The organism is Microbacterium sp. MAH-37 (assembly GCF_009758255.1).
Lineage (GTDB): Bacteria > Actinomycetota > Actinomycetes > Actinomycetales > Microbacteriaceae > Microbacterium.
The window spans coordinates 293,516-315,211 of record NZ_WSEN01000010.1 but is presented as its reverse complement, the minus strand read 5'-3'; the positions used below and the strand labels follow the sequence as shown (position 1 = coordinate 315,211).

General features: G+C 69.1%; 18 protein-coding genes. 5 read left to right on the top strand and 13 right to left on the bottom strand.

All coding sequences use genetic code 11. The features are described 5' to 3' along the window. Position 1 precedes the first annotated feature (1 nt). Genes GON06_RS15665 through GON06_RS15650 form a run of 4 tightly spaced genes read right to left on the bottom strand, consistent with a single transcriptional unit; the run spans position 2 to position 4,550 of the window. The gene (locus tag GON06_RS15665) at positions 2 to 1,402 is read right to left on the bottom strand and encodes a BNR-4 repeat-containing protein (protein WP_157313240.1); all 1,401 of its coding nucleotides are present in this window, start codon (positions 1,400 to 1,402) and stop codon (positions 2 to 4) included. Then, positions 1,402 to 2,727 carry an ABC transporter substrate-binding protein gene (locus GON06_RS15660; protein WP_157313237.1) on the bottom strand — a complete coding sequence of 442 codons (1,326 nt, stop codon included), beginning with the start codon at positions 2,725 to 2,727 and terminating at the stop codon, positions 1,402 to 1,404. Before GON06_RS15660 ends, GON06_RS15665 begins: the two co-directional genes overlap by 1 nt. A gap of 57 nt (positions 2,728 to 2,784) precedes the next feature. Continuing rightward, on the bottom strand, positions 2,785 to 3,699 hold the full coding sequence (locus GON06_RS15655; protein WP_378735033.1) for a carbohydrate ABC transporter permease: 915 nt from the start codon (positions 3,697 to 3,699) through the stop codon (positions 2,785 to 2,787). Continuing rightward, entirely contained in the window at positions 3,696 to 4,550 is an 855-nt protein-coding gene (locus GON06_RS15650; RefSeq protein ID WP_198346728.1) for a carbohydrate ABC transporter permease, read from the bottom strand. The genes GON06_RS15655 and GON06_RS15650 overlap by 4 nt, the downstream gene beginning before the upstream one ends. A gap of 351 nt (positions 4,551 to 4,901) precedes the next feature. On the opposite strand from GON06_RS15650, the gene GON06_RS15645 reads away from it, so the two are divergent. The 3 genes from GON06_RS15645 to GON06_RS15635 are packed head-to-tail and all read left to right on the top strand — an operon-like array spanning position 4,902 to position 10,257. Next, positions 4,902 to 8,939, top strand: coding sequence for an Ig-like domain-containing protein (locus GON06_RS15645; RefSeq protein ID WP_157313233.1), 4,038 nt, complete (start codon positions 4,902 to 4,904; stop codon positions 8,937 to 8,939). A gap of 10 nt (positions 8,940 to 8,949) precedes the next feature. Beyond that, positions 8,950 to 9,567: an SGNH/GDSL hydrolase family protein gene (locus tag GON06_RS15640; protein ID WP_157313231.1), complete on the top strand. Its 618-nt coding sequence runs from the start codon at positions 8,950 to 8,952 to the stop codon at positions 9,565 to 9,567. A gap of 18 nt (positions 9,568 to 9,585) precedes the next feature. Continuing rightward, on the top strand, positions 9,586 to 10,257 hold the full coding sequence (locus tag GON06_RS15635) for a GntR family transcriptional regulator (RefSeq protein ID WP_157313230.1): 672 nt from the start codon (positions 9,586 to 9,588) through the stop codon (positions 10,255 to 10,257). Positions 10,258 to 10,338: 81 nt separating this feature from the next. Here the strand turns inward: GON06_RS15635 and GON06_RS15630 are convergent, their stop codons facing one another. The 8 genes from GON06_RS15630 to GON06_RS15595 form a co-directional block, all read right to left on the bottom strand. Then, on the bottom strand, positions 10,339 to 10,644 hold the full coding sequence (locus tag GON06_RS15630) for a GIY-YIG nuclease family protein (protein WP_157313229.1): 306 nt from the start codon (positions 10,642 to 10,644) through the stop codon (positions 10,339 to 10,341). A gap of 197 nt (positions 10,645 to 10,841) precedes the next feature. Further along, positions 10,842 to 11,630: an amidohydrolase family protein gene (locus GON06_RS15625; RefSeq protein WP_157313228.1), complete on the bottom strand. Its 789-nt coding sequence runs from the start codon at positions 11,628 to 11,630 to the stop codon at positions 10,842 to 10,844. After that, positions 11,630 to 12,577, bottom strand: coding sequence for an aldo/keto reductase (locus GON06_RS15620; protein ID WP_157313227.1), 948 nt, complete (start codon positions 12,575 to 12,577; stop codon positions 11,630 to 11,632). Before GON06_RS15620 ends, GON06_RS15625 begins: the two co-directional genes overlap by 1 nt. Next, a complete protein-coding gene (locus GON06_RS15615; RefSeq protein WP_157313226.1) occupies positions 12,547 to 13,347 on the bottom strand; it encodes a ribonuclease activity regulator RraA in 801 nt (266 codons plus the stop codon). The genes GON06_RS15620 and GON06_RS15615 overlap by 31 nt, the downstream gene beginning before the upstream one ends. After that, positions 13,344 to 15,266, bottom strand: a complete 1,923-nt coding sequence (locus GON06_RS15610) for a hypothetical protein (RefSeq protein WP_332837623.1) — start codon at positions 15,264 to 15,266, stop codon at positions 13,344 to 13,346. The genes GON06_RS15615 and GON06_RS15610 overlap by 4 nt, the downstream gene beginning before the upstream one ends. Positions 15,267 to 15,270: 4 nt before the next feature. Beyond that, on the bottom strand, positions 15,271 to 16,125 hold the full coding sequence (locus GON06_RS15605; RefSeq protein ID WP_157313224.1) for a carbohydrate ABC transporter permease: 855 nt from the start codon (positions 16,123 to 16,125) through the stop codon (positions 15,271 to 15,273). Beyond that, on the bottom strand, positions 16,125 to 17,039 hold the full coding sequence (locus GON06_RS15600; protein WP_116241148.1) for a carbohydrate ABC transporter permease: 915 nt from the start codon (positions 17,037 to 17,039) through the stop codon (positions 16,125 to 16,127). The genes GON06_RS15605 and GON06_RS15600 overlap by 1 nt, the downstream gene beginning before the upstream one ends. Before the next feature lie 106 nt (positions 17,040 to 17,145). Further along, positions 17,146 to 18,417: an ABC transporter substrate-binding protein gene (locus GON06_RS15595; protein WP_157313223.1), complete on the bottom strand. Its 1,272-nt coding sequence runs from the start codon at positions 18,415 to 18,417 to the stop codon at positions 17,146 to 17,148. 113 nt (positions 18,418 to 18,530) lie between these two features. Between GON06_RS15595 and GON06_RS15590 the strand changes: the two genes are divergently transcribed. Beyond that, positions 18,531 to 19,496, top strand: a complete 966-nt coding sequence (locus GON06_RS15590; protein ID WP_332837622.1) for an EamA family transporter — start codon at positions 18,531 to 18,533, stop codon at positions 19,494 to 19,496. Between the two features lie 3 nt (positions 19,497 to 19,499). Here the strand turns inward: GON06_RS15590 and GON06_RS15585 are convergent, their stop codons facing one another. Further along, positions 19,500 to 20,648 carry an epoxide hydrolase family protein gene (locus tag GON06_RS15585; RefSeq protein ID WP_157313222.1) on the bottom strand — a complete coding sequence of 383 codons (1,149 nt, stop codon included), beginning with the start codon at positions 20,646 to 20,648 and terminating at the stop codon, positions 19,500 to 19,502. Positions 20,649 to 20,709: 61 nt separating this feature from the next. On the opposite strand from GON06_RS15585, the gene GON06_RS15580 reads away from it, so the two are divergent. Beyond that, the gene (locus GON06_RS15580) at positions 20,710 to 21,666 is read left to right on the top strand and encodes a helix-turn-helix transcriptional regulator (protein ID WP_157313221.1); all 957 of its coding nucleotides are present in this window, start codon (positions 20,710 to 20,712) and stop codon (positions 21,664 to 21,666) included. Positions 21,667 to 21,696: the final 30 nt, after the last annotated feature.

Genomic DNA, 21,696 nt, shown 5'->3' with positions numbered 1-21,696 from the left:
GTCACTGCGCGTCGCGCAGTGCGGTGACGATGTCGGCGAGCGAGCCGCCCGTGCGCTTCTCGCCGGAGCGCGGCACCTCCGCGTAGCGGAGGGTTCCGCCGCCGGGAGTGGCTGGTGCGCTGAGGTAGAGCACATCCGTGCCCGCCCTGCCGGTGGCCGCTCGCAGCCGCTGCTGCCCGATCATCGGGTCGCCGATCGCCTCGACGGCCCACCCGGTGCGGCCCTTCGCCTGCTCGAACAGCACGACCTGGCTGCGCAGTTCACTGCCGACCTTGACCGAGATCACACCGTAGGCGCGGTTCTTCGAGCCGAACGCCGTGGCATCCATCGCGGCGACGGTGTCGACGCCCGCACCGAGAGAAGCAGAGTCGATGAGCGTCTCGCGATTCCACGCGGAGCCGTCCCAACTCGCCCACTTCAGGTCGAACAGCGTCGACCCTGCCGCGGAGTAGCGGTACGTGATGCCCTGCAGCGCGCCGTCCTGCACCGCCATCTTCGCGGTCTGGAAGGCCGGCGTGGTGCTGTCCATCGACTCGTCGGCCGTGAACGGCTGGAAGACCACGGGGCCGGGAGTGGTGGGACGGATCGGGGTCGGCAGGGCACCACCGGCGATGTCGTGGAACGACTTCGTCCCGGGGTTCCACACCGCGTACGACCCGAGGTGGCGGTACGGGCCGGCGGCCCACTTGTGCCACTCCCAGAGCACGTGCACCTGACCGCCCTCGTCGACCGTGAGGTCATCGGGGTACACCGAGTAGTTGGTCGCGGAGGCGAAGACCGTCTCCCGCGCCCAGGTCCCGGCATCCAGGTCGTAGCGGTACAGCACACCGTCGCGACGGGCAAGCGCATCGGGGCCGGTGCGCACCATCAGCCACACGTCGCCGTCCGGACCGACCGACGTGATCGGGTACGAGATCGTCGAGCCCTGGTCGGGCATCTCCGCGCTGACCTCGACCAGCGACGTGACGTCGCCGGGCACCGTGGAGCGGAAGTAGTTCCAGTCCTCGTGGTGCATCGAGGCGAACACATGGATGTCGCCGGCACCGTCGATCGCGATCGAGGGCTGGTTGTGGCCGTTGTCGTTCAGGTAGTCGGCGCACGCGCCGGTCGCGAACCGCAGGCATCCCGAGGTCCACTCCCCATCGGCGGAGCGGGCGGCCAGGTGCACCTGATGGCGGTTCGTCCCTGCCGGGACGTTGTACGCGAAGTAGGTGGTGTCGCCGACGACGGTGAGCGGGTTCCACCACCCGGACTGGTTGGAGCCGTCGACCGTCACGGGGACCGTCTCGACGACGGTCGGGTGCACGGCGGCGCTCGCCGCCGGTGCCAGGGCGGCGACAATCGCTGCCGTGAGGCCGGCCGCGGCGAGGGCGGCGGACCCGCGTCTGATCCGGGCGCCCATCAGCCGATCAGCTTCTGTGCGGCTTCGCCGGCGGCGGCCATGGCGTCCTTCGGGCTCTGCTGGCCGACCAGCACGGCCTGCACCCGCTCGGCGACGGCGGTCTCGACCTGTGCATACTCGGGGTACTGCCAGAACGGGTTGACCGTCGCGGTCGCGGTGATCTTCTCCGCGAAGCGGGACCCGAAGGCGTCGGAGGTGACGGCGTCGGAGGCCTGCGCCTCCTCGGTGACGGGCGGAAGACCGCGCACCTCGTAGTCGCCGAGCACGGCGTCCAGATCGCTGGTGGCCCACTGGCCGAAGTCCGCCGCCGTGCCGGTGGCGTCGTCGCCGGCGCCGCCGACCACGACGATCGCACCACCCCACACCAGGGCGCGCGGGGTGTCGCCCTTCTTCAGCACCGGACGCGACTCCGAGACGATCTTGTCGGCCAGTTTCGGGTCCGGGGAGTCCTTCACGACCGTGTTGCGGCCCACGGGAGCGTCGTCGTAGATCGCCGCGCGACCCTGCGAGAACAGCGAGCGGGCGTCGAAGCGGTCGACGTCCGCGGCGATCAGACCCTGGTCGTACAGCGACTTGTACCAGGTGACGGCCTCGACGCTGGCGTCGTCGCCGATGGTGACCTTGCCGTCCTTCACCAGCGGGCTGCCGAACGTCTCCATCCAGATCAGGATGTCCTTCAGCTGAGCCGCCTTGGTGGAGGCGGCGTAGGGGATGACCCCGTCGCCGAGACCCTTCAGCTTCTTCAGCGCGCCCTCGTACTCGTCGATCGTCACCGGGAACTCGTCGATGCCGGCCTTCTGGATCAGCTCGGAGTTGGTCACCAGGCCGATCGCGCCGATGGTCCAGGGGAAGCCGTACTGGATGCCGTCGTACTGCGCGGCCTCGAGGGAGGACGCCGTGTAGCCGCGGTCCTTGGTGAACGCCGAGACGTCCTGCAGCTTGCCCAGGGCGGCGAGCGAGGCGAGCCAGGCGACGTCGACGTGTGCCGCTCCCGAGAACTGCCCGCCGCGCACCTGCAGCATCAGCTGCTTGAAGTACTCGTTGTACGGGAAGGAGACCTCGGTGATGCCGACGGAGTCCTTCTTCTTGTAGCCCTCCAGCAGCGCCTTGATCGCGGGGGCGGCGGCCTCCTCGGTCAGCGACCAGCTGGAGAACTTGAAGTCGGCCGGCGTGAACTTGCCGGGGGCGAGCGCGGTGCCCGAACTCGGCGCGGCCGCACCGGAGCCGCCGGTGGGCATGCAGCCCGCGAGCGCGAGACCCGCGACGCCGAGGCCGGCGAACTGCAGCAGCTGTCGACGCGAGACGGACGGAGTGGACTGAGACATGGTTTTCTCTCTCTTCTTCGAGGGGTTCTGCGGGGATTCGTGCGGTGAGGGGAGCCGTCAGCCCTTGACGGCGCCGGCGGTCATGCCGCCGACGAGGTAGCGCTGCAGGGCGATGAACGCGATGGCCACTGGCAGCGACACCACGAGGGATGCCGCCATCAGCTCCGGCCAGGCCGTCGAGGCCTCGCCGATGAAGGTGTTCACCAGGCCGGGCGGCAGCGTCTGCTTGTCGGGGCCGGCGAGCGTGAGGGCGAAGATGAAGTCGTTCCAGCCGCGCACGAAGGCGAACAGGCCCGCGGCCACGAGTCCGGGGGCGGCCAGCGGCAGCACCACGGAGTGGATGATGCGCAGGCGCGAGGCCCCGTCGACGAGGGCGGCCTCGATGAGGTCGTCCGGGATGGTGTCGAAGAACCCCTTCAGCATCCACACGCACAACGGCAGCGTGAAGGTCGTGAACGACAGCACAAGGGCTGCGTACGTGTTCAGCAGCCCGTACGCCGAGAACACCGTGTACAGCGTGATGAGCAGCAGGGCCTGCGGGAACATCTGCGAGGCGAGCACGAAGTACATCAGGCTGCGCCGGCCGCGGTAGCGGAACTTCGAGAACGCGTAGCCCATGTAGGCCGAGACGATCACCGAGAGCACGGCCGTGATGACCGACACGATGATGCTGTTGCGCAGGTAGCCGAACAGCGCCGGATTGTTCGCCAGCGCGGCGTAGGCGTCGAAGCTGATCTCGGAGGGGAACAGCCGCGGCGGGTAGGCGAACACCTCGGTGCGCGGGGTGAGCGAGGTCGTCAGCAGCCAGTACACGGGCAGCAGTGCGAAACCGCCGAAGACGGCGACGACGATCCACGCGCTGATCGTGACGGCGCGCCGGTCGGCGCGCACGCGCGGCTTGCGCATCACCTGCGCGGGGCGTTCGGAGTCGGCGGCGTCGACAGCGGGGGACTCGGTGAGCAGCGCGGTCATCGCTTCTCTCCCTTCTCGGAGAATCGGACGTACACGACGACCAGGCCCATCAGCAGGACCATCCAGAGCAGGCCGAGGGCGCCGGCCTTGCCGAGGTCGAATCCGGTGAAGGCGGTCTCGTACACCGCGGTGGCGAAGGTCTGGGTGGATCCGGCGGGGCCGCCGCCGGTGAGCACGTAGATGATGTCGAAGTGCTGGAAGTTCCAGATGAACTCGAGCAGCAGCACCAGCCCGATGATGCCGCTCAGCTGCGGGACGGTGATCGAGAAGAAGCGGCGGATGGTGCCGGCTCCGTCGATCTCGGCAGCCTCGTGCAGCTCGGGCGGAACGGTCTGGAGCCCTGCGAGCAGCATCACCATCATCCAGGGGAAGGACTGCCAGGTCTTGGCGACGATGACAGCGATCATCGCGGTGGTCGGGTTGGCCAGCCACGCCTGCGGTTCATCGATCAGGCCGATCGACTCCAGCACGGCGTTCATCACGCCGTAGTTGGCGTTGAAGATCCACATCCACAGGAACGAGACCACGACTCCGGGGATCAGCCAGGGGATGAGCATGACGCCGCGCAGCACCTTCGCGCCGCGGATGCGGGTGTTCAGCGCGAGCGCGAGGCCGAAGCCGATCACGAACGGCGCGAGCGTGGTGCCGAGGGTGAAGACGATGGTCTGCCACAGCAGGCGGAAGAAGTCGCCGGTGAGCACGTCGACGATGTTGTCGAAGCCGACGAACTCGCGGCCGGGCTCGACGAGGCTCTGCTTGAAGAAGGCGGTGACGAGCGCCGTGATCAGCGGATAGACCACGACGGCGGCGAGGAGGGCCAGGCCCGGCGCGGTCAACAGCAGCGCGAACATCCCGTTCGAGATCCGTCGGGGGCGACGTGTTGACAGTTTATGTGAACTATCGAGAAGTTCTGTCATGACTGGGGCATCCTTGACCTTCGGGCTGACCGGGGAAGCGAGGCGCGCTGCCCTGGAGATTCCCATATTTCCTGGTAATCCGGCTGTTCGTCAACCTGAGGTTGTCACGATCAAATAACGGGAAGAGATGTGCAGAAGTGTGAAGAATTGCGAAGGTGTCGATGGATGTCGATTCCTAAGATCGATGCTTGATTAGCGATTATCGATTAGTTAGGCTTTCGACTGGTCGCCCCAGCGGCCGTACGGGTCCTCACCCGTGCCCCTCGAAGAGCAATCGGAGACGCGATGAAGCGTGCACTGGCAACTCTGGCCCTGGCGGCGATCCTCGGATCGGCGCTCGCAGCCACCGCCCCGGCATCCGCTGCGGACGGACCGGCCCTCTACGTGGCACCAGGGGGTGACGACGCCGCATCCGGCACGATCGACGCCCCGCTCGCCACGCTCGAGGGAGCACGCGACCGCATCCGGCAGCTCAAGGCGGGAGCCGGGCTGCCGGACGGCATGACCGTCTTCCTGCGCGAGGGCGAGTACCGGCGCAGCGCGTCGTTCACGCTCGGCGAGCAGGACTCCGGCACTGCCGAACATCCCATCGAGTACCGCTCCTACCCGGGCGAGCGGGCGACCCTCACCGGCGGCAGCACCCTGCCGCGTGAGGACTTCGCCAAGGTCGCGGATGCCGCGGTCACGGACCGCATCGTCGAGGCATCCGCCAGGGACGAGGTTCTCGAGATCGATCTGAAGGCGCACGGCCTCACCGACTTCGGCCAGCTCAGCCGGCACGGGTACTGGAAGGCCAATGACGTCAGTACGACGCCGCCCATGGAGCTCTACATCGCGGGGCAGGGCATGACCCTCGCCCGCTGGCCCAACGCCGACGCGGCGACCCCGACCGTGCAGATGGGTGACATCGTCGACCCGGGCCCCACCCGCAAGGACGCCGACCTGCAGGACCGCGGTGGCACGTTCACCTACGGCTACGACCGCCCGAAGTACTGGACCGCGGCGAAGGACGTCTGGCTGGACGGCATCTTCGGCTACAGCTGGGAGTGGTCGTACAACAAGATCGAGAAGATCGACACCGCGGCCAAGACCATCACGCTGCGCTACGGCGAGATGTCCGGGATCATGAAGAGCTGGTTCCCCGACTTCCACTTCGCCCAGAACCTGCTCGAGGAGCTCGATGCCCCCGGCGAGTACTACATCGACCGGGATGCCGGGAAGCTGTACCTGATCCCGAACGCCGCGTTCACCTCGGGCGAGGGCGACGTCACCGTCACCACGCTGGACGAGCCGATGCTGCGCACCGACGACACCTCCTACGTCACCTTCGACGACATCGTGATGGAGTACGGGCGCGCCACCGCCGCCGTCATCCTCGGCGGCTCGAACGTGAAGATCTCGCACGCCGACATCCGCAACTTCACCGACGGCGGCGTGCTGATCAACTCGCCCGGTCGCTACACCTACGACGGCATCCCGGTGAACCGCGGCGGCCGCGACCATGCCGTCACCGATTCGAGGCTCACGCACGTCGGCGGCATCGGCGTCGTGCTGCAGGGTGGCGACAAGAAGACTCTCGAGCCTGGGCGCAATCGGGTCGAGAACTCCGAGATCGCCGACTTCGCGTACTACCACAAGGCCTACAACCCCGGCGTGATGTTCGACGGAGTCGGCAACATCGCCAAGAACAACAAGATCCACGACGCCCCGCACCCGGGCATCATCGTCTACGGCAACGACCACCTGTTCGAGCGCAACGAGGTGTACGACGTCTGCAAGCTGTTCAACGACCTCGGCGCGGTCTACATGAACTCCGGGATGACACCGCAGCAGCGCGGGCATGTGTTCCGCGAGAACTACTTCCACGACATCGGCGTGGGCATCGCCGGCGTCGAGGGCATCTACGCCGACAACTTCACCTGGGACCTCACGATCGAGAAGAACGTGTTCGTGAACATGGGCAACTCGGCGATCAAGAGCGGCTCGGCGGACTACATCAACGCCAGCAACAACGTCTTCGTCGACGCGTACGTGCCCTATGACAACTACGAGCAGTGGATGGGCGACCAGGAGGGCAACGTCGTCGACCGGTCGTACATGCCGGAGTGGAAGAAGGTGTTCGAGGAGAACAACGACTTCGTCGGCACGCCGTACCTCGAGAAGTACCCCGAACTGGCGCACTTCTTCGAGGACAACCACTACTACCCGGACCACAGCACGTACGCGAAGAACGTGGTGTGGAACCCCAACCGCAAGCCGATCGCCGGACTGAACGACCAGGGCGCGAAGGACGGCAAGAACCTGCTGAACTACGGCACCAACCTCGTCGCGACGGCCGACCCCGGCTTCGTGGATGCTTCGAAGGGCGACTACGCACTGAAGGCGGACTCCGAGGTGTTCACGAAGATCCCAGGCTTCGAGCCGATCGCGTTCGGCGAGATCGGCGTGCAGGGGCACATCGGCCAGTCCCTGTCGCCCGAGAAGGTGGCGCTGAAGGGGATCGCGTTCGACACCGACCAGGTGCGCCTCGACGCCGGCGATCAGGTCCGCGTCCGTGCGGTGCCGCTGCCCTGGAACGCCGCGGATGCCGAGGTCACCTACACCTCCGCGGACACGGCGGTCGCGACGGTGGACGCCAAGGGCGTCGTCCTCGGCATGGGCCCGGGAACGACGACCGTGACCGCCACTGCGAAGTCCGACACCGCGAAGAAGGCGACCATCGAGGTCGTGGTCTCCGAGGGCGACGGCGTGCTGCACTTCACCGACTTCGAGTCGGGGGCGAACAGCTGGCCGACCGACCCGAACCGCAGCATCCAGGTCGACGCCACGGGCAACAAGGTGTACCGCATCGTGAACGGTGCGAACTCGCTGCTGCCCCGCGACTTCACCCAGTTCGTGCTGGACTTCGACGTCACCCCGCCTGCCGGCGACGTCGTGAAGTCCGACCTGCTGATCTACAACCGCAACCAGAACGGCGGCGGCTACATCCGCTACCGCAACGCGGCGGCCGGACCGACCTGGGACATCTTCGACAGCAACTGGCAGATCGTCGCCGAGAAGGTGCTCCCGGCCGACCAGGCGCTGCCGAACGGGAAGACCTCCCACGTGCGGATCGCCGTGCAGGACGGCAAGATCAGGATCGTCGTGAACGGCGCCGTCGTGCTGGAGGGCAAGGACCCGGCTCCGGGCGCCGCCGGCCGCGTCGGCTTCTACGTCGAGGGATACAAGTCGCTCGACCTCGACAACATCGGATTCTCGCTCTCGGGTGTGCCGGTGACCGGCATCAGCCTGGACGCCGAGACCCTCGCCCTGAACGTCGGCGAGCGGCACAGCGTGAAGGCGACGGCGGCGCCGGAGGACGCCAGCGACACGCGCGTCACCTGGAGCGTGGCGGATCCGGCGGTCGCGACGGTCGTCGACGGGCGCATCGCCGCCGTCGGCGCAGGCACCACGACGGTCACGGCGGCATCCGTCGCCGACCCGGCGCTCACCGACTCGGTGACCGTCGCCGTGGCGGACGCCGAGTACCCGGCGAAGAGGCTGGACGCCCAGCTGAAGGATGCCGCGAACTGGAGCGTCGCCGACGGCATCGCCGTCGGCGAGGACGGCGTGCGCCTGAAGGCTCAGGGCGTCTACGGCTACAAGGCCGAGCGCTTCGGCGACGAGCTGCTGCAGTTCGATGCGGACTTCGGCGCCTTCGACGGCGGATGGTACGGCTTCCAGGTGCGCTCCGACCAGACCGGGATCCCGGCATGGCAGAACTCCAACACGGGATACCTCGTCATCGTGAAGGAGGACACGTTCGAGTTCCAGAGCTGGACGCCAGGCCAGACGATGCTCGACATCATCCCGAACACCGTCATCGCCCCGAACAGCACGCACCGCATCGAGGTGGGCGCGATCGCCGAGGACGGTGGAACGCGCGTGGTGCTGCGGGTGGACGGCAAGACCGTGTGGAACGTGCTCGACACTCGGCAGAACCTGCGCATCGGTGCGGACGGGTACCTGAACCTGTACCACTACGCGAAGGAGAACACCCTCGTCGTGCGGCCGACGCCGCCGCCGGCCACCGTGTCCGGCATCCGCTGGGCGGACGAGGCGAAGCCGAAGACCGCCTACCTGGTGGGCGAGGAGCTCGACACGACCGGGATGCTGCTCGACGTCGAATGGAGCGACGGGACCGTGACGCAGCAGCCGGTGACGGCTGATATGGTCACGGGCTTCGACAGCCGCAAGGTGCGCCCGCATCAGACCCTGACCGTCACACTGGACACGGCGACGGTTGAGCTCAAGACGTCCGTGCGCAAGAAGCTGAAGAACTAGGAGGCAGACGATGGCAGCACCCCGCAGGATCGTGTTCATCGGGGATTCGATAACCGATGCCGGTCGTGACAGGAGCGACGCGGACTCACTCGGCGACGGCTACGTGTCGCTGCTCGCAGAGGAGCTCGTCGCCGGCGGCGCCTCGGTGCGCAACCTCGGCATCGCCGGCAACCGCGTTGCCGACCTCGAGGCCCGCTGGGACGCCGAGCTGATGCCGACGGCGCCCGAGCTGCTCACGGTGTACGTGGGCGTGAACGAGATGCTGCGGCGGCACGACAGCGACGACCCCACGGACACCGCCGACTACGAGGCCGCGTACCGCCGCATCCTCGACGCCGTCGTCGCCGCGCACGGGCCGCGCCTGATCCTCATGGAGCCGTTCTTCCTGCCGCTGGACGACGAGCAGCAGGCCTGGCTCGTCGACCTCGAGGAGAAGCGGCAGGTCGTGGTGCGCCTGGCCGACGAGTACGGCGCCGCGCTCGTGCCGCTGACTGCCCTGTTCGCGGCGGCGGCGGAGGGGCGCGATGCGGCCGAGCTCGCGCCGGACGGCGTGCACCCGACCCCGGAAGGATCGCGTCTGATCGCGCAGGCCTGGCGGGATGCCGCGGGCATTAGCGATAGTCGATAACGAAAGTACACTGTGAACATGACTGATGCGCTCGGGACGATGGGGCTGCAGCGGGGGCTGCTGTCGGATCAGATCTACTCGATGATCAAAGAGATGATCAAGGACTCGACCCTGGCCCCCGGCGAGCAGCTGGTGGAGTCGCAGCTGGCCCGTCAGCTGCAGGTCAGCCAGGCGCCGGTGCGCGACGCTCTGAAGCGACTGGCGCACGAGGGACTGGTGTCGCATGTGCGGCACCAGGGCAACTTCGTCGCCAGCTACTCGCAGGAGGAGGCGAGCCAGGCCAAGGTCGCCCGCGTCGAGCTCGAGGGGCTGGCCGGGAGGCTCGCCTGCGGCACCCTCGACGAGGAGCGCCGTGCCGCCCTGTCCGACCTCATCGACGCCATGCACGAGGCGGCGGACACTGCGGATCTGGCCCGTTTCCGCGAGCTCGACTTCACCTTCCACCGGACCGTGATCGAGGCGAGCGGCAACGTCTACCTGCCGAAGATGTGGGATCTGCTCGAGCCCAGCCTGCGGGTCATGCATGTGCTCGGCGATCCGAAGTTCACCGGCGACTGGCACGAGGTGGCCGACTGGCATCGCGGGCTGCTCGACGTGCTCGACGCCGGCAAGGCGGATGCCGCGGCCGACCTGTTCCGCAGCCACGCCGCCGGCACCCTGCTGGAAGAGCCCGGCTCCACAGGCTCCTGAGCGAGCGAAGCGAGACGAAGGACCCGGGCTGTTGGCAGTCCGATTCCCGGCTCCTGAGCGAGCGAAGCGAGACGAAGGACGTCAGTCACGATCCTCGGCCCGCTTCGCGTCGCGCTGTCTCCTGCTCCATCCAGGCAGCTCCTCATACTTCCCGTCGATGAGGAGCTGCTTCTTGGCCCGCGACCAGCCGTGGATCCGGCGTTCCCATCCGTACGCCTCGTCGACGCGCGCGAACTCGGCACACCACACGAGCTCGACCGGACGGCGCCGTCTCGTGTAGTCGCCGCCTTCACCGAACTCGTGTTGGGCGAGCCTGTACTCGAGATTCCCGGTGCTCCCCGTGTAGAAGCAGCCATCGGAGCACTTCAGGATGTAGACGTGAGGCATGACGGCGAAGGACGCCGTTCCAGCGTCCGGCGTTCGGAGTTCTCCACAGGGCGCGCCCTTCGTCTCGCTGCGCTCGCTCAGGGTGCGGGGTGCTTCGGGTCCTGAGCGAGGAGCGCCAGCAGCGGGCGCCGTGCTGAGCGAGCGCAGCGAGACGAAGTGACGAAGGGCGCTCGCTCAGGACCCGGGCGGGAGAGGCCTCAGGGCAGGGGGTACAGGCGCTCGGCAGTGCCGGACCAGAAGGCCGGAGTGTCGGGCATCGCGCGGGAGACGGCGTCGATGACCTCGGCGTAGGTGTGCGTGCGGGCCGACATCGGCCAGTCACTGCCGAACATCAGGCGGTCGGCGCCGAAGAGGCCCCGCGCCGTGCGGGCGAGCGCCGAGAGCTCGGCATCCGTCCGGGTCGGCGAGAGCAGCCCGGAGAACTTGGCGTGCGCGTTGCCGGCGGCGGCGAACGCCGCCAGACCCGACCGCCACGTCTCGGTGGCGGCGCCGTGTCCGAGCCCGAGGTGGCACAGCACGATCGGCGTCACCGGATGCCGGCGGGCCAGCGCGGCCGCACCCTCCAGCTGCTCCGGCCGGATGAGCAGCTCCAGCACTCGCCCTGCAGTTCCCAGCGCATCCGCAAGGTCATCCAGTCCTGGCACGTCGGACAGGTCTGCCGCGAACTGCGGGACGGCCGCGCGGATGCCGTAGAACGCGGCACCCTCGACGGCCGTGGCGCCCAGAGCCCGGCCAGGCGCGGGCTCGTACTGCAGGACCGCGCGCGTGAGCACCTCGTCCGCCGAGGTCACCGCAGTGAGCCACCGCGCCTCCTCGACGGAGTCGGCGACCTGCACGGCCATGCCGGCCGACACCCCGCGCGGCAGGGCTTCGGCACGGAACGCCTCCGGGGACGACGTCCGCGGCAGTCCGAGGTCTTCGCGGAACCAGGGGATCGGGAACGCGTCGACGTCCCAGACGTGCACGTGCGCGTCGACGATGCCCATCAGGCGGCGACCACCTCGTCGACCGCGGTCCACAGCGCATCAGGGATCGCGGCATCACGCCCGCGGACGAATGCCCGCACCTCGTCCGGCGTGCGCGCTCCGACCACGACACCGTCGGCGCCGTGCCGCAGCGGGAACTGCACGGCCGCGTCGGCGAGTGCGACGCCGTGCGCCGCACACACGTCGCGCAGCCGCAGCGCACGCGAGATCAGTGCGTCGTCGGCGCGGCGGTAGTCGAAGAACGGCGACCCCTCCGGGTCCACGAGGATCCCGGAGTTGAACACTCCAGCCGCGACGATCGAGACACCCTGCTCGGCGGCGAGCGGCATCAGTCGCTCGAGCGCGCCTCGGTCGATCAGGGTGAGCCGCCCGGCCTCCATGAGCACATCGACCGGCGCCTCCGCGGCGTAGCGCTCGAGCACAGGAAGGACGCCGTTGCCGACGCCGATCGCGCGCACGACGCCCTGCTCGCGCAGCTCGGTCATCGCGGTCAGTGCGCCCGACAGGGCGGCATCCACGTCGAGCGGATCGTGCAGATAGAGCACGTCGACACGGTCGGTGCCGAGCAGGGCGAGGCTGCTCTCAAGGCTGCGCCACACCGCGTCGCGGCTGATGTCCGCGATCGAGTCGTGGCCGATCTCGCCCGGTGCGACGGGCGAACCCGCGGCATCCACCAGCAGACGCCCGACCTTCGTGCCGATCGCAACGGTGTCGCGCGGCACGTCCCGCAGGGCGAGGCCGAGGCGGCGCTCGCTCTCACCGGAGCCGTACAGCGGCGCGGTGTCGAAGAACCGCACTCCGGCGTCCAGCGCGGCGTGCACGGTCGCGACGGCGTCCTCGTCGGCGACCGGAGTGAACAGGTTGCCGATGGGCGCGCAGCCGAGACCGAGATCGTCGCGGTGCGACGGAACGGGGGTCAGCGGGCGGAAGGCTGCAGGGAGCGCCATGCCTCGTACTCCTCGCGGGTGTCGGGGGTGAGCGGGTAGTAGTCGCTCAGCCGCGCGCCCTCGTCGAGGCGGCTGCGGCTGAACACCTCCCATTCTTCGTGGTCGCGGGCCGAGTCGACCACCCGCGGGGCCATCGCCTGCGGCACCACCACGGGCCCGTCGTCGTCGGCGATCACCAGGTCGCCGGGCATGCACAGCGCGCCGCCCACGGCGACCGGCACGTCGTACGCCCAGGGCGCCAATTCGGACTGCGATGCGTAGTGCGGGGTCGTCCCCGTGCACCACACCGGGATGCCGAGCTCGCGGATGCGCCCGGCGTCGCGGATGCGGCCGTCGACGACGATGCCCGCGCCGCCCTTGCGCATGAAGTAGCGCACCAGGATGTCGCCGAGGCATCCCGAGAACCTGCTGCCGTACGCCTGCACCACCAGCACGTCGCCCGGCTGCACCGCCTCGAGCACGTGCCACAGGGCGGTGTGCCGCTCGGCGTACTCCTGCTCGACGCCGGCGGAGGAGTCCTGCGGCAGCGCCATGTCCTCGCGCTGCGGCATGAACTGCAGCGTGAGCGCGGAGCCGACGACGCGGCTGCCCGTCGTGAGCGGCGTCGGGCCCTCGACGAACGTGCGGCGGATGCCGAGCTGATGCAGCTTCGCGCACGCCGTCGCGGACGACAGCGACGAGAAGTCCTCGACGAGGGCGGCGTCGGGGCGGGTGTACGCCGCGCCCCGCACCGGGAGGGCGAAGTCGGGGCGGATCAGTTCGGCGGTCATGCGTGTCCTTCGGTGATGAGATGCCGGGGCGTACCTGCCGCCCTGGCGAGGGTGAGGTCGAGGTCGGCCCCGTGCGCGGGCGGGAGCGTGACGACGAGGTCGTCGTCGCAGTCCGTCGTGCGCGTCACGATCGCGCCGGTGGGGGAGGCGTACGAACCGGATGCCCCGGGGTAGCCACCCGGTTCCTCGACGCGCGCGGAGACGGAGACGATGCGGTCCAGGCCGAAGCGGCCGCCGCGGATCCGCACGGTGCGCGTGTGCACCACGGAGGTGTTCACCAGTCGCAGCCCGATGTCGTCGCCGTCGAGCCGGTGCACGAGCGCGGCGACGTCCTGGGGGAGGCCCGGCCTGCCGCGATCGAGGTCCTCGTAGCGCAGTGCGGTGAAGCCGAGGCCGCCGTTGTAGAGCACCTGGGGAGCGCCGCCGACGAGTTGCGTGAGCACCTCGGTGGCGACGGGGTTCACCCGCTGCCAGAAGTGCAGATGAGCGGCATCCGGATCGCTGCCGTCGGCGAGCATCATCGCGGTGCGCCGGGCGACCTGACCGAGCGCCATCTCGAGCGCGCGCTCCGGGTACTCCGGCAGCGCGCCGGACAGGTACGCGAACCAGCCCGCCTCGTGGCCGGCCTCCTCCTTGTCGCGGAACGGCGCGACGAGGTCGGCGGATGCCGGGATGCCGTCGGCGATGCGCTGCAGGCGGGCGCGGTCGCTCTCGTCGCGGGTCCACCACCACAGCCAGACCGGCAGGTCGAGTTGCAGCGGGCCGAAGTCGAACCAGCCGTCGAGGCCGTGCCGGTACGGCACCAGCATCCCCGCCTCGTGCGCGGCGTCGCCGAACCGGGCCATCCACCCGCCGCGCAGGCTGTACGCGCTGTCCGCGACCGTGCCGGTGCGCGACTGGTCGAGCACCGTGTCGAGCATGGTGCGCACCAGGTCGAGAGCGGCGTCGTCGCGGGTGATCAGGGCGTGGTTGAGCGCGCCGATGAGCGCGCTCATGCCGACCGAGTGCAGGCCGTGCGGCCAGGCCCAGCCGTAATGGCCGCCCCACCAGTGGCCGTCCTGCAGCGAGCCGACCTCGCCGTCCGGGCCGACGTTGTCGGGCATCAGGCCGCCGTCGGCGCGCTCGCGCCAGCCGTCGACGTACCGCCGCACCCAGTCGGCGGCCTCGTCGTCGCCGTCGTACAGCCAGAGGTTGGCGGCGAGCGAGGTGGCGGCGAGGTTCACCGCGACGTCGCCGGCGGCCCTGCGCTGCATCTCGGCGGTCATCCGTGCGGCGTTCCGCGGGTCGGCGAGGTCGTCCCATTCGCGGATGCCGTCGAGACCCTGCACCGGGAGACCGTAGGGTCGCATCTCGGCGCGATCCGCCGAGTAGGGCGCCAGGCGGCGGTCCTCATCCGGGTCGTCCAGTCCGACGCGGGCGCCGAGAGCGCCGTTGTGCGGAGCGCGGATGATGTTGCGCTCGGCGTCGTAGTTGCCGTGCACGGGGTCGAGGAACAGGTCGGCGAAGCGCCGGGCCCGCTCGGCGAATGCAGGGTCGTCCGGATCGGCTGCGCAGATGCCGGCGAAGAGCAGCAGGGACTCGCCCTGATGGAACCAGTCGTAGCCGTTCTCGTACTCGTCGGTGAGCATGCCGGCCTCGGCGAGCTGGCGGGTCACGCCCTCCCAGTGCCGCTTCGCGTCGGAGAGCACTTCGTCGGGCCCGCCGAGCAGGTAGAACGCCGGCCAGTTGAAGAACGGCTCGTACAGGTCGTCCACGCCGTCCCGATCCTCGAACTCGGCGACGCCGCGCAGCCGTCCGTCCGGCAGCGTGTACCGCTCGGAGAACACGCGGCGCGCGCTCTCGATCTCGTCGAACAGCCGGCGCTGCAGCACGGCCCACGCGGGGATCGTGCGCAGCGGGGAGGCGAACTCGTCTGTCACGGGATCAGCCCTTCGTCGCCCCGGCGGCAAGGCCGCCGATGATGTGCCGCTGCATGAGGACGAAGAACACCAGGGCGGGCAGCACCGCCAGCAGCAGCGTCGGGAAGACCTGCGTGTAGTCCGTGGAGAACTGGCCGACCGCGGCGTACACGCCGGTGGTCACCGTGTAGATGCCGGAGCTCGGCCCGAGGATGATCTGCGGACTGACGAAGTCGTTCCACACCCCGATCGAGTTCAGCACGACGATGGTCGCGACCACGGGCTTCATGATCGGGAAGATGCACGACCAGAACCCCCGGATCTTCCCGGCGCCGTCCAGCGCCGCCGCCTCGTCGATCTCCCGGGGGACCGAGCGCAGATAGGCGGTGAACAGGAAGATCGTCACCGGCAGTGTCGCGGCCGTCTCGAACAGGATGAACCCCGGGATGGTGTTGATCAGGCCGAGGATGCGCAGCACGAACACGACGGGGATCAGCGTGACCTGCCCGGGGATGAACAGGCCCGAGACGAACAGCAGCAGCAGTCCGAGGTGCCACTTCGAGCCGCCGCGTGCGATCACGTAGGCCACGGGAGCCGACAGCACGATGCAGAAGATGTTCACCAGCACGACGAACAGCAGGGTCACGCCGTAGGCGGCGATGACGTTGAACTTGCTGCTGGTGATCGCGGCCCAGAGGTATTCGAAGGTGAAGCTCTGCGGTGTGATCAGCAGTGGGTTCTCGATGATGTCGGCCTGCGGCTTGAAGGCGTTGATCACCATCGTGTACATCGGGATGAGCATCCCGATCGCGATGACGCCGAGGACGATCCAGCGGATCGTCGAGACGGCGACGGAGGGGCGGTTGCGTGTCTGCTTCATCAGTCGGTGACCTTCTGCTCTGCGCGGCGGCGCACCAGGGTGACGGCCAGGCCGATCACGGCGGTGACGATGAGGAGCACCATCGACTGGGCGGCGCCGAAGCCGAGCTCGGAGTTCGCGAAGGAGTTCTTCAGGATCTGGTAGACGATCGTCTGGGTGGAGCCGGCCGGACCGCCGTCGGTGAGCGAGAGAACCACGTCGTAGACCTTGAGCAGCCCGACCAGGGTGAGCACGATGTTCACGGTGAACACCGGTGCGATCAGCGGCAGGGTGATCGAGCGGAACTGCTGCCACCGCGAGGCGCCGTCGACCGTGGCGGCCTCGTAGTACTCCGCGGGGACCGACTTGATGCCGGCGAGGAACAGGATCATGTTGAAGCCGAAGTGCGCCCACGCGATGGTGAAGATGACGCTGGCCTTGGCGAAGGTCGGATCGGTGAGGAATGGCATCGCGGGAAGGCCGATGGTGCTCAGCACGCCGTTGACCGCGCCCTGCGGTGAGAGCATCGCCGACCAGATGAAGCCGATGATCAGCGAGCTGATCACGTAGGGGTAGAAGAAGATCGTGCGCAGCAGTGTGTTCGAGCGCCCGGGGCCGGAGATCAGGGCGGCGACGGCGAGGCCGATGCCGTTGCACAGCACGGTGCCGACCACGGCGACGATGCCGGTGAAGATCGCCGCATCGATCGAGCGCGGGTTGCGGAACGCCTTGGCGTAGTTGTCCCAGCCGATGAAGTCGAAGTTCAGGCTGTAGCCGTTCCAGTTCGTGAAGCTCAGCACGGCGGCGAGGATCATCGGGATCACGAACATCGCGATGAAGACGGCCACCGCCGGTGCGGCCATGAGGAAGCCCGGCAGGCGCAGCTGCCAGGTCTGGAGCGCCGAGCGGCGCCGAGGGGCGAGGGTCGTGCTCATGGTGATGAGCTCCGATTCGGGTCGGGTGCGGAACATGTCGTCGCTGTCCTGTGCGGATGCTGCAGATGGTGCGGCCGGGGCGGAGAACCGCCCCGGCCGCAGGGCATCAGCCGGCGTTCGCCGCGAACCAGTCGTCCATGGACTTCAGCATGTCGGCGGCCTTGGTGCCGCCGATCAGCGACTGCGTCTGCGTGTTCAGCTCCTCGGAGTAGCCCGTGGGCATCGTGCGCTCGCCGTAGCCGCCGCCGGTGGGCGTGTACGCCTTGGCAGGAGTCTCGGCGCTGATCTTCTGCAGCTCCTCGCCGAGCGGGGTCATGTCGTACTCGTAGCCGTCGCGGAAGTTGCCGTCAACTGCGAGCTGTGCGGTGACGGCCTCCTTGTCGGTCACCAGGAACTCGATCAGCTGCGCTGCGGCATCCTGGCTCTTGGTGGCCTTGAGGATCGAGTACGGGCTGGCGATGTTCGCGCCCATGGCGGGCTGGTCGACGCCGTCGAATGCCGGCGCGCGGAACACGCCGATATCGGCGGAGTCTGCGGCCTTGGCCTGGGTGCCGGCGAACCAGCTGCCCATCGGGTACACCGCGCTCTTGCCGGAGAGGAAGGCCTGCTCGGCGTCTGGGTACTTGATGCCGAGCGCTTCCTTGGGGATGTAGCCCTTCGCGACCCAGTCGGCGTAGGTGTCGACGGCGTCGCCGTAGGTGTCGCTGAAGGTCACGTCGCCCGCGGACACCTCCTGGAACCACTTCGGGTTCTCGGAGATGATCGTCGGCAGGCCGAGCGCCTGCAGCGCGTGGCTGGTCATCCAGTCGCCACCGGTCTGCACCGGTGTGGTCCAGCCGGCCGCCTGCAGCTTGCCGAGGTCCTCGGTGAGCTCGTCGACAGTGGTGGGCACCTCGGTGATGCCGGCCTCTTCGAAGGCGGTCTTGTTGTAGAAGAACAGGCTCTGCAGCTGGTAGCCGATGCCGGCCATGTAGTTCTTGCCGTCGATCGAGTACTGCTCGGCGAGCGGGCCGTTCTTCGCCCACTCGTACTTCGAGAGGTCGACGAGTTCGGGGGCGAGCTTCGGGTTCGGGGCGATCGACTGCACGATGTCGGGGGCGTCACCGGCGGCGAGCAGGCGGGGGACCGCCGCCGCGACGCCCTCGGCGCCGGGGTTCTGGATGACGACGTCGATGTCCTTGTGCTCCTTCTCGAAGGGCGCGACGAGGTCGTTCCAGAACTCCTCGGTGAGGTTGGGGGTGACGTTCACGAGCACGCGCAGCGTGGTCTTCCCGTCGGCCGAGGCGGAGTCGCCGCCGGACGAGCCGCTGCAGCCGGCGAGGGCGAGGGCGGCGATTGCGGTGATGCCGACGACGGGGAGGAGAGGGCGCTTGATCATCGTTGATCCTTTCCAGGTGGGTGGGACACTGGGGACATTACACTAATCGATAATCGTTTGTGAAGAGTTCCGGCCGGATCGATGGGGAGCCCACGAGCCGATAGCGTCAAGCCGTGGCATCCCCTCGTTCCGTCGTGAGCCGGCACACGACCCTCGGCCTGACCGTCGCCGTCGCCGCCGCGTTCTCGTTCGGCATGTCCGGTGCCTGGGCGCGCGGACTCATCGACGCGGGCTGGACGCCCGGCGCCGCCGTGACGGTGCGCGTGTGGGTGGGGGCGATCGCGCTACTGATCCCCACGCTCCTCGCGCTGCGCGGGCGCTGGGGCGCCGTGCGCCGCAACGCCGGCATGATCCTCGCCTACGGCCTGCTCGCGGTCACCGCCACGCAGCTGTTCTACTTCCAGGCTGTGGCGGTGATGGATGTCGGCATCGCCTTGCTGATCGAGTACACGGCGCCCGTCGCCGTGGTGCTCTGGCTCTGGATGCGGCGCGGTGAGCGCCCCTCAGGGCGCAGCATCGTCGGCGCGGTGGTCGCGTTCATCGGGCTGGTGCTCATGCTGGACATCGTCACCGGCGCGCGCCTGGACGTCGGCGGCATCCTCTGGGCGCTCGGAGCGATGGTCGGTGCGGCCGCCTACTTCCTGCTCTCGGCGCGCAACGACACCGGCGTGCCGCCGATCGCCCTCGCCGGGCTCGGCCTGCTGATCGGCGCCGTCGGCCTCACTCTCGCGGGCCTGATCGGCGTGCTGCCGATGGCCTGGACCACCGACGACATCGCCTATCGGTTCGGCACGGTTCCGTGGTTCGTGCCGGTGCTCGCGATCGGTCTCGTCGCCGCCGCGCTCGCGTACGTTCTCGGCATCGTCTCGACTCGGATGCTCGGCTCACGGCTGGCCTCGTTCGTCGCGCTCGCCGAGGTGGTGGCGGCGATGCTGTTCGGCTGGCTGCTGCTGGGCCAGTTGCCCGACCTGCTGCAGGCGATCGGCGCGGCTCTGGTGCTCGGCGGGGTCGTCCTGGTCAAGCTCGGGGAGCCTCGGGCGCCGGAGTTCGTGGAGCCGCTGCCCGAACAGGCGGACTGACCCTCAGCCGCGCAGCGGTCCGAAGAACGCACGCATATCGTCGAGCAGCGTATCGGGCTCCTCGAGCGCGGCGAAGTGGCCGCCGCGGTCCTCGACGTCGGTCCACCGCACAATGCGGTGATGCGGCTCCTCGGCGAAGCGCAGTCCCACGTCGTGAGCGAACACGATCACGGCCGTCGGCACCCCTGAGCTGGGCTTCGGGGCATCCCAGGCCGTGGTGAGTCCGTAGGTGACCAGCGCGGCCGATCCGGCGCTCGCAGTGAACCAGTACAGCGAGGCGTTGTCGAACACGAAGCGCTCGCCGAGCACGTCGACCGCGTCCGCCTCGGCCGGGTGCGTCCAGGCCTGCAGCTTGTCGTGGATCCAGGCGAACTGGGCCACCGGGCTGTCCGCAGCCATGGCCCCGATCAGGCCGGGGCGCGTGGACTGGATGGAGATGTAGCCGAATTCGCGCTGCATGAACTCGCCGACCCGGCGCAGCCGGTCGCGCTCCACAGGCGTGAGCGCGGCGGCCGCGTCTTCGTCGAGGTCGCCGACGAAGCTGCCCAGGGAGCCGTTCACGTGCACGCCGATCACCCGCTCGGGGGCCAGTCGGCCGAGCTCGGGGGCGACCGCTGCGCCGTGGTCGCCGCCCTGGACGGCGAAGCGGTCGTATCCGAGGCGCGTCATGAGTTCGAGATAGGCGGCGGCGGTGCGCTCCGCTGTCCAGCTGTCATCTGCGAGCGGGGTCGAGAATCCGAATCCCGGATGGGAGGGGATGATCACGTCGAAGGGCATCTCGGCGTCCTCGGTGAGCGGTCCGATGAGGCCCTCGAACTCGAGGAACGAGCCGGGCCAGCCGTGCAGCAGCAGGACGGGCACGGCGCCCGGGTGCGGCGACCGCACGTGCACGGCATGGATGGTCTGGCCGTCGACGCTCGTCACGATCTGGGGCAGTGCGGCGAGGCGACGCTCGGTGGCCCGCCAGTCGTGCTCCGCCCAGCCGGCCACGAGCTCGGCGAGCACCGCCACCGGCACGCCGCGGTCCCAGCCGTCACCGGGCAGGGGGTGGGGGAGGCGTGCCGCGCGCAGCCGCGCGCGCAGATCGTCGAGCGCCTCGTCGGAGACCTCGATGCGGAAGGGGAGGACGGCGTCCGTCTGCTGTGCGTTCATGTCTCCATGCTCCGGCGCTATCCGGTCGTAATATGACCGGAGAAGCGAGAATCATGGAGTCATGACGCGCACGACCGGCCGCACTCTCGCCCTCCTCTCCCTGTTGCAGGTCCGCCGCGACTGGACCGGTGCCGAGCTCCGCGAGCGACTGGAGGTGAGCGACCGGACTCTGCGCCGCGACATCGACGATCTGCGCGAACTCGGCTACGGCATCGAGGCCACCCGCGGTCGTCACGGCGGTTACCGACTCGGCCCCGGCGCCAGCGTTCCGCCGCTGACCCTGCTCGACGACGAGTCCGTCGCCATCGCGGTCGGCCTCCGCGCCGCGGCGGCGAGTGTGGTGACAGGGATGGAGGAGGCCGCTGGTCGCGCCCTCGCCAAGCTCGAGCAGTCGCTCTCGGCCGCGGCCCGCACCCGGATCGCCGAGGTGGAGCGGGCGATGGTGCGTCTCGATCCGGCCGAGGGTGGCGGCGTCGACCTCGACGTGGTCACCGCGCTCGCCGCGGCGATCTCCGCCCGCCGCAGGCTGCGCATCGACTACACGCGGCACGACAGCGCCGAGGTGCGCCGCATCGTCGAGCCGCATCGGATCGTGCACACGGACGAGCGCTGGTATCTCGTCGCGCGCGACGCGGAGCGCGAGGAGTGGCGCACGCTGCGCGTCGATCGCATCCGCCGTCCGTTCTCGCTGCCGGAGGAGTTCGCCGAGCGGGAGGTCCCGGATGACGCGCTGCGCCGATTCACCGCGCGCAGCATCACGATCGCGCCCTACCCGTTCCGGGCGCGGGTGCGGATGCAGGCGCCGGCGGCGGTGGTGCGCCGGCGGTTCGACGCGACGATCGCGACGGTGACCGCGGACGGCGATGCGAGCTGCATCCTCGAAGCGGGGTCGCGCGATCCGGAGGAGTTCGCGATCTACCTCGGGATGTCGGGCTTCGCGTTCGAGGTCCTGGAAGGTGAGGAGGTGCGGCAGGCGGTTGCCGCGGTGGGGGAGCGGTTGCGGAACGCGGCATCCTGAACTGTATACGCTGATCGTTCGAATCGGCAC